The following is an 8,336-nucleotide window of genomic DNA, read 5'->3' as shown; positions in this document are numbered from 1 at the left end:
TGTTGACAATTTTAGTAAACGTTATATAATAATAGTGTGAGGAGTTGAGGGTATGAATTTATTGGAATTAAGCCTTAATGAGCTTAAACAGGGGTACCATGAGCAAAATCAACAATTGCATTGTAATTATTGTGATTGTGTATTTCCTTTGATGCAAAAGGAATCCCCAGAATTGATGGCAGCACATCTTAAAACACTGCACGGTCCAAATCATCTACAATTAATCCAATTGGATAGTAAATACAATACGTTAACGGAAAAACAGCGCGCCTTATTAGTTGTTTTTAGCAGTGGAGCAAAAGATAAGGCGATTGCTACTGAAATGGGTGTATCACCCGCAACGATTCGTCACCAACGTTTTACATTTCGTGAGAAAGCAAAGCAAGCAAAATTGTATTTGGCAACGTATGAAATGTGTTTTGAGCAAACTGAAGTGTCGCTTTTAGCGGTGCCTGAACGAGCAATGGATGTTGATGTTGATGCGCGTTTTGCTATAACAGAGGAAGAGTATACGGCAACAGTCAAACGTTATTTTGATTTTAGCAATGACCGTTTAGAGTTGCGACGTTGGCCAAAACAACAAAAAGTTATTATCACACTTTTGCATCGTGTGATTGAAGAATTTCAGCACAACAAACACTACACAGATAAAGAAACGACAGCCCTTCTAAAAGATATTTACTTTGACTATGTGATATTGCGCCGCTATTTAATAGAATATGGCTTTTTAGATCGGACAGCAGATGGACGGACATACTGGCGTTGTTCTTAAAATTAAAGGAGGAAATTTAATGGATAATGAACGGAAAAAAGCGTTACAACGCGAATACAAAGAAATGACAACCTATTACGGTGTCATTCAAATAAAGAATAATCATAATGGTAAAATTTTTCTTGATACAGTCCCAAATACAAAGAATCGTTGGCATTTTTATAAGTTAAATCTTTGCAACAACTTTTACCGTCATACCGATTTGCAAACGGATTGGAATGAACAAGGTGAAACGGCATTCAGTTACGAAGTATTATGGGAGAAAAAGACAGATGATGTCATTGATATGAAGTTTGAGTTAAAGCAACTAAAAAAAGAATGGTTCGAAAAATTACAACCATTTGATGAAAAAGGCTATAATAAGCCGTTGCGCGATTAATGTATATAAAGACTCTAAATTAGAAGTATAACTTGACTTAAAGAGAATTGAGGGCAAGAAATGATTAGACCTTTTAAACCAAGTGATTTAGATGAGCTGATGCTGATTTGGCTTAAAACAAATTATGAAGCACATCATTATATTGCTAAAAGTTATTGGGAAAGTAATTTTGAAAACGTAAAAGAGCTGTTACCACAAGCCACTATTATGGTAGCTGAAAATAAGCAAACACATAAGATAGAAGGTTTTATTGGGACGATGGCAACTTTTATTGCGGGTATTTTCGTTGATAGCGCCAGCCAATCAAATGGAATCGGTAAGTTATTACTGGACTCAGCGAAGGCTCACAGTTCAGAATTATTGTTAGAAGTGTACCAAAAGAATACAAAGGCAATCGCTTTTTACCAACGTGAAGACTTTGTTATCACAGCAGAGAAACACGATGAAGACACAAATGAAGCGGCGTTAGTCATGAAATGGACGAAGACTAAGGACTAGCTATTCATATCAAAATAAGATAGGACATAAAGCACTGTTACGCTTATAATAGCGATAAGTAGTGTCTTTATGTTTTTTTGATGGCATCAAATAAGGCATTTGACAAAATTACCGTATTAAAAACGGTAACTTTAGCTGTATGGAAAAAAGCTATTCTATACTATTATGTAATTAAGGGAGGGGAACAAAATGAAAGCGTTATCAATGGATACAGACAGTCGGGAAAAACGCATCTTACAATATCTATTGAAAAAAGAAGTCACGACAGTGAAACACATTGCTGAGTTTATGAATTTGTCTGAAAAGACAGTTTCCAATTCACTAAAAGTGATTGATGATTTTCTACAAGACTATAAGCTTTCAGTCGTTCGGAAACCTAAGGTTGGCGTCTTTATTGACGGTGATTTAAAAGAAATTCGCAGCGTTATCAATGTGATGGACTATCAAACTAAAATGGTTCCCTCGACAAAAGAAGAACGCATCACTTTTATTTTTATCCAGCTAATTAAAGCAGAAGGCTATATTACAATGACTGATTTAGCAGAAGAACTTTATATCAGTCGAGGGACGATCGAAAGCGATTTAATTATCGTGGAGCGTTTGCTTAGACAAGAACGTTTTATACTAGAGCGTCGTAAAGGATATGGGATCAGGCTGACTGTCACAGAAGATGAAAAACGTCGTTTAACTTCATTGTTAATACATAACTTTTGGGGAGAAAATTGGCACCTATCAAAAGATGCAGAAAAAGCACGACAAGCATTTGAAATTATACCTGAAGAAGTTCAAAGTTTATTTTCAGAGGATAGTTTAAAGAAAATAATTAAAATTGTAAAAGCCTTTAGTGAAAGCAAACAGTTTAAGTTTACTGATTATGCTTTTCAATCGATTGTGATTCATCTAGCTATTGCAGTCGAACGAATTAAACAAGGTGAATACATCCATGATGAAGCTAAACATTTCTTGTCTAGCGATGATACCGATAGTATCGAAAAGGCACATTATTTAGCAAAAATGATTGAGGATGAATTGGCTATCATTATTCCCGAATCAGAAATATCATACATAACGATTCACTTAGCGGCAGCTTCTGATCACTTACTCACACCGAATAAACAAACGGATACAACAGACACTATCAAACGTTTACGTGGCATTATCAAACAACATTTCACGCATTCAAGTTACGATGGACAATTAATTGAAGGTTTGATGACACATATTCAATCTGCTATCAATCGGTTAACGTATGGTTTTAGTATTAAGAACCCTTATGTTGAAAGTATTAAATTCAACTTTACACACGCGTTTGAAGAAGCCGTTAGGTTTAAGGCGATTATCGAAAAAGAGTATTTTGTGATGATTGACGATGATGAAACAGCTTATATTGCGCTGCATTTTGAAGCGTTTTATGAACGGTTACCAAGTGCTAAAAAAGGCATATCAGCAGTACTTGTTTGCAGCACAGGATTAGGTTCAGCACAGTTACTAGCTGCACGGATTCGGAAGTATTTTCCAGATATTGATATTAAAGCAATTTATTCATTACAAGAGGCAATGGACAAGGATATTACATCAGATGTTGTCATCAGTACCATTTATCTGGAGTTCATGGATATGCCGACCATTGTTGTTTCACCGATGATGACACGCGAAGATATTAAAATAATGGAACAGAGTTTGGTGCAGTTAAAACATGCAACGCCTGCAGGGATTAATCCTTTTTTATCATTATTACGCGAAGAAAATTGTTATGCACAAGCTGACTTTAAAACAATGGAAGATGTGATTCAGGCGATTGGTACTGATTTAATTGCAAAGGGCTATGCGACAGAGGGTGTTATTGAGAGTGCGATTCAACGCGAAGTCCTTTCGTATACGTCGTTCAATGCATTAGCAACCCCGCATGCTGACCCACGTTTCATTCAAAAATCAAACATTGTTGTGATGACATTAGTTGAACCTCTTTTATGGGGTGACATCATGGTTGATAAAGTCTTTTTCATCGCTTTACAAAATGATCAAACATTGGACTTTGAGCGTGTGTATGAAGCCTTTTTCAATTTATTAGATAACGAACATAACCTCCAACAATTAACAGCAGCACGAACAAACGACACACTATATCAATTATTAATGAAGGGTGATACGTATGAAAGTTGAAGAAATTCTAAAAAAACAAAATGTTTTATTTGATTTACAAGGCACAAAAAAAGAAGAAGTCATCGGTGAGATCAGTCAAAAATTAGCACATGCTGGTTTTGTAGCAGATGCGGAAGTGTTTTTAGCGTCTGTACTAGAACGTGAAACACATGCCACAACTGGGATTGGCAATGCGATTGCTATTCCTCATGGTAAAAGTACCACAGTAACGGAATCCACGATTGTATTCGCGAGGACGTCACAGGATATTGAATGGGAATCATTGGATGATGAACCTGTTAACTTACTTATATTATTGGCAATCAGTGATGCGGATAAAACCGATGGTCATTTACGTTTATTATCCGAAATTGCCACAAAATTAATGGATGATGATATCGTCGCAGCATTGAAAGAAGCAACAACACCGGAAGCAGTACTCACAATATTAAGTAAAGGGGATGAATAATATGAAAAGAAAAGTAATCGCAATTACAGCATGTGCAACAGGGGTGGCTCATACATTTATGGCCGCTCAAGCGCTCAAGAAAGCAGCAAAACAAATGGATGTCCTTATTAAGGTCGAAACGCAAGGGGCATTGGGGATTGAGAATGCGCTCACGGAAAAAGATGCAGGAATTGCCGAAGTTGTTATCTTTGCAGTGGATACCAAAGTTCGTGACAAAGAACGTTTTGCTGGAAAACACATTTTAGAAGTACCTGTGAATGCACCAATTAAAGATGGTCAAAAAGTGATTCAAGATGCTTTAAATTTAGTTGATAACTAATACCACTAAAATAGGGAAATGAGGATGAAGATAATGATGAAAACAATTGGGAGTGAACTAAAAAAACACGTACTAACAGGGATTTCGTATATGATTCCATTGGTTATTGCAGGGGCAGTTATAATGGCAATATCACGCGTGGGTGGTTCTATTTATGGCATTACAGATATTTGGGATGCGAAGCATGCTGAAAGTGCTAACAACTTAATTCGTTTGTTACATAGCTTAGATGGTTTTGGGGGCATGGCATTAGGGTTAATGTTCCCTGTAATCGCAGCTTTTATTGGGTACTCAATTTCCGATAAGTTAGCAATTGCCCCAGGTTTAGTTGCTGGGATGTTAGTAAAAGATATTGGTGCTGGTTTCCTAGGTGCTTTAGCAGCCGGTTTAATTGCAGGTTATACCTGTTTATTGTTAAAGAAATATGTAAAATTACCAAAAGCAGCGGCATCCGTTGTTCCCGTCTTTATCGTACCCGTATTTGGTACATTGATTACCGTTCTTTTAATTAACTACGTTGTAGGTATCCCGTTTGCAAGTTTAAATACAGGCTTAGAAAACTGGTTAAATGGTCTTTCAGGTACAAACCAAATTTTAATGGCAGCAATTATCGGTGGTATGGTTGGGTTTGACTTAGGTGGACCTGTTAACAAAGCAGCAGTCACAACAGCAATGGCATTGTTAACAACAGGGATCTATGCACCGAACACAGCGGCACAAGTTGCGATTATTATTCCACCACTTGGTTTAGGTTTAGCGACAATTTTAGCGAAACGTAAATATAACACAGAATTGCGCGAAGCGGGTAAATCTTCATTAGTCATGGGCTTTGTGGGTATCAGTGAGGGTGCAATTCCATTTGCAGTTGAATCACCACTAAAAGTTATGCCAGTCACTGTGATCGGTTCCGCAATTGGTAGTGCATTAGCAGTTGGTTTAGGTTCGGTTAATAAAGCGCCAATCAGCGGTTTTTATGGCTGGTTCACAGTTGAAATGTGGCCAATCTACGTTCTTTCTATCGCAGTCGGTACATTTGTAGTAGCAGGATTAACGATACTCTTACGTGGAAACCCAGTGATTGTAGATGAAGAAACAGTCATTGATGATATTGATGAAGCAGAGTGGGAAGCATAAATTAACAATAGGAGGTTATTATGACGAAAGCACATATTGTCAATCATACGCATTGGGATCGTGAATGGTACTTTACTTCAGCGGATTCATTAGTACTCAGTGAACAATTGTTTACAGAGGTGATTGAAGAGTTGTTAGCACATCCTGAAGCAACCTTTGTACTGGACGGACAGATTTCGATTTTAGATGACTACATGACGTTGCATCCTGATAAGTTAGAGGCCATCCGCCAATTAGTCGCTGATAAACAATTGTTTATCGGCCCATGGTATACACAAACAGATGCCTTTTTCACGCAAGGGGAATCCATTTTACGCAATGCGATGATTGGGATTTTTGATAGTAAAAAATACGGCGATTATTTACCGATAGGCTATTTACCAGATACGTTTGGTTTCAATGCGCAAATACCGACTTTATTGAATCAAGTGGGCTTCAAATCATTGATTTTCTGGCGTGGGATTGATTTAGGTACACAAGTTACGTCACCTTATTTTAAATGGCGCGGCTTAGCAGAAAATCGAGAGGTAACGGCGATTAACATGCCCCATGGTTATGGTACGGGAATGTTGTTGGAAGCAAGCAGTGCTTTTGCTGAGGGACGTTTAGATCCTGCGATTGATTTTATTGCTGAACGGAGTCAAACGGAGGAAGTCTTAATTCCATCAGGGAATGATCAATTAAATATTATTCATGATTTTAGTGATAAAATCGCAGGGTTAAATGAAATTGGTCAACATGACTATCAAATGAGCACATATCAAGACTTCATAGCCTATGTTGAAACATTACCAGAATTGGAACAGTATCAAGGTGAATTTCGTGAGCCAAAATTGGCACGTGTGCATAAAACAATTGGTTCAAGCCGGATGAACATTAAAGTAGCAAACTATCACATGGAACAAAAATTATTGAAGCGAATTGAACCGTTATTAGTCATTGCCAAAGCATGTGGCATCAATATTTCAGAACGATTGTTAATGTTAATTTGGAAAAAAGTGTTAGAAGGTCAAGCGCACGATAGTTTAGCAGGCTGTGTATCTGATGCTGTGGCAGAAGATATTATGCACCGAATGAAAGAGGCTAACGAAATGGCCGATAGTATTGAGAATACAATTGTTAAGAAAATTGCAGATGATTTAGCTTTAACAGATAAAGAAGTTATCATCTTTAACACAGACTTGACAGTATTCAACGGCTATAAAACAATCACGGTGATTACTGAAACAAAAGACATTCAATTTGTGAATCATCGAGATGCGACTATCATTGCAGAAGAATTTGTTGCCGCACGTGATAATATCATGCAAGAAACACCTAACGGTAATATCTTTATTCAAGAACCGGGTTACTTTATTTTAAAAGTACGTATTGCTGTAGAATTACCAGCTTTAGGCTATAAAGTGATTGAATTTGCAAATGTAGAAAACGAATTGCAAGCGATTGTACCCACTGAGGCAAAGCAAATTGGGAATGAAAACTACACGCTTGTTTTCGAGAATAAGCAACTCAATTTACATTTAGCTTCTGGAAAAATTATAGAGAATGTGATTCAATTAGAGGATATTGGCAATAACGGCGACACCTATGATTTCTCACCTTTAGAAAACGAACAAGCTTTGTTATTAGGGTTTGATCATGCGAGAGTGGAAGAATCACCCACTTTCTCACGCTTGATTTTAACGGCAACCTATCAGTTACCACTTAATTTAGAACAACGTATCGATACACAAGAAACAGGCGAGGTTGCTGTGGAATTGACGATAGAACTAGCAACAGGCAGCTCAATTATTCAAAGCGCTTTACGTGTGAACAATCAAGTGGATAGTCATCGTTTACGTGTGTTGTTTCAAACAGACATTGCGAATGAACAAAGTATTGCGTCGTTGCCTTTTGGCTTTGTAACACGCGAAAATCGTGACGTGCCCGATTGGGAAAAAAATTATGTTGAACGCCCAGTGAATATCGAACCGCTAGATAAAAGTGTGTCGATGTCAGATGAAGAGAACGTCTTTACCGTTTTAACTAAAGGGATCAAAGAATATGAAGTGTCACGCCATCAAATTTGTGTGACGTTATTAGCGACAACCGGCCAATTAGGTAAACCCGATTTATTATATCGTCCAGGTCGTGCATCTGGTGATACAACAAAACGAGGTCATGTCTTTATTCCAACCGAAGAGTCACAATTACGTGGAGAGCATTGTTTTGAATTTGGTTTTTATGTGGCAGAAGCGGCGTTTGATGAACAAAACACTGCAGAATTAGCAGCAGCATATGAACAAGAAAATATTGATTATCAACATCAAACACTTAATTTTTTCTTGCATCGTATCGATAATAAAATTCAAAAATCAGAACGTTTACTGAATTTGGCACAACGGTTAGAAATCATCAGATTCCCAGATAATACGTTAGTAACAGCCTGTCATCCCTCATATTATGATGCGGATAGTTGGATTGTGCGTGTGCAAAACCCCACAAAGACAACCTTCCCGTTAGATACAAGCACGCTAGATTTGAGTAAAGTAATAGTCGTTAACGCCATAGAAACAAGACAAGAACAAAATTTTGAAGTTCCTGCATATGATAGTTTAACGTTAAAAATAAAATTTTAGTTTGT

General features: G+C 37.3%; 8 protein-coding genes. All 8 read left to right on the top strand.

Features of this window, described 5'->3' with window-relative positions:
- Nucleotides 1–52 precede the first annotated feature (52 nt).
- The 8 genes from IKV95_RS04990 (at nt 53) to IKV95_RS04955 (ending at nt 8,331) form a co-directional block, all read left to right on the top strand.
- The gene (locus IKV95_RS04990) at nt 53–772 is read left to right on the top strand and encodes a DUF2087 domain-containing protein (RefSeq protein WP_287451463.1); all 720 of its coding nucleotides are present in this window, start codon (nt 53–55) and stop codon (nt 770–772) included.
- Nucleotides 773–791: 19 nt separating this feature from the next.
- Nucleotides 792–1,151, top strand: coding sequence for a GIY-YIG nuclease family protein (locus IKV95_RS04985; protein WP_029092068.1), 360 nt, complete (start codon nt 792–794; stop codon nt 1,149–1,151).
- A 60-nt stretch (nt 1,152–1,211) separates the two neighbouring features.
- Nucleotides 1,212–1,649 carry a GNAT family N-acetyltransferase gene (locus IKV95_RS04980; RefSeq protein WP_069125480.1) on the top strand — a complete coding sequence of 146 codons (438 nt, stop codon included), beginning with the start codon at nt 1,212–1,214 and terminating at the stop codon, nt 1,647–1,649.
- Nucleotides 1,650–1,838: 189 nt separating this feature from the next.
- Nucleotides 1,839–3,812, top strand: a complete 1,974-nt coding sequence (locus IKV95_RS04975; RefSeq protein WP_287451462.1) for a BglG family transcription antiterminator — start codon at nt 1,839–1,841, stop codon at nt 3,810–3,812.
- Complete coding sequence (locus IKV95_RS04970; RefSeq protein WP_069125477.1) at nt 3,802–4,260, top strand: PTS sugar transporter subunit IIA; 459 nt, start codon at nt 3,802–3,804, stop codon at nt 4,258–4,260. The genes IKV95_RS04975 and IKV95_RS04970 overlap by 11 nt, the downstream gene beginning before the upstream one ends.
- A gap of 1 nt (nt 4,261) precedes the next feature.
- A complete protein-coding gene (locus tag IKV95_RS04965; protein ID WP_029092064.1) occupies nt 4,262–4,579 on the top strand; it encodes a PTS fructose transporter subunit IIB in 318 nt (105 codons plus the stop codon).
- A gap of 33 nt (nt 4,580–4,612) precedes the next feature.
- Complete coding sequence (locus tag IKV95_RS04960; RefSeq protein WP_096699156.1) at nt 4,613–5,713, top strand: PTS fructose transporter subunit IIC; 1,101 nt, start codon at nt 4,613–4,615, stop codon at nt 5,711–5,713.
- A gap of 20 nt (nt 5,714–5,733) precedes the next feature.
- Nucleotides 5,734–8,331 (top strand): alpha-mannosidase, encoded by a 2,598-nt coding sequence (locus IKV95_RS04955; RefSeq protein ID WP_287451461.1) that lies wholly within the window; start codon nt 5,734–5,736, stop codon nt 8,329–8,331.
- Nucleotides 8,332–8,336: the final 5 nt, after the last annotated feature.

Source organism: Brochothrix sp. (assembly GCF_017549435.1).
GTDB classification, from domain to species: domain Bacteria; phylum Bacillota; class Bacilli; order Lactobacillales; family Listeriaceae; genus Brochothrix; species Brochothrix thermosphacta.
Note: the sequence above shows the minus strand (reverse complement) of the source record. Positions and strands in the feature narration are given on the sequence as shown.

Bases quoted from the DNA above. Each gene is read 5' to 3' on its own strand.
- IKV95_RS04975 (WP_287451462.1), top strand. From the start codon at position 1,839: ATGAAAGCGTTATCAATGGATACAGACAGTCGGGAAAAACGCATCTTA.
- IKV95_RS04965 (WP_029092064.1), top strand. From the start codon at position 4,262: ATGAAAAGAAAAGTAATCGCAATTACAGCATGTGCAACAGGGGTGGCT.
- IKV95_RS04955 (WP_287451461.1), top strand. From the start codon at position 5,734: ATGACGAAAGCACATATTGTCAATCATACGCATTGGGATCGTGAATGG.
- IKV95_RS04985 (WP_029092068.1), top strand. From the start codon at position 792: ATGGATAATGAACGGAAAAAAGCGTTACAACGCGAATACAAAGAAATG.
- IKV95_RS04960 (WP_096699156.1), top strand. From the start codon at position 4,613: ATGATGAAAACAATTGGGAGTGAACTAAAAAAACACGTACTAACAGGG.
- IKV95_RS04980 (WP_069125480.1), top strand. From the start codon at position 1,212: ATGATTAGACCTTTTAAACCAAGTGATTTAGATGAGCTGATGCTGATT.
- IKV95_RS04970 (WP_069125477.1), top strand. From the start codon at position 3,802: ATGAAAGTTGAAGAAATTCTAAAAAAACAAAATGTTTTATTTGATTTA.
- IKV95_RS04990 (WP_287451463.1), top strand. From the start codon at position 53: ATGAATTTATTGGAATTAAGCCTTAATGAGCTTAAACAGGGGTACCAT.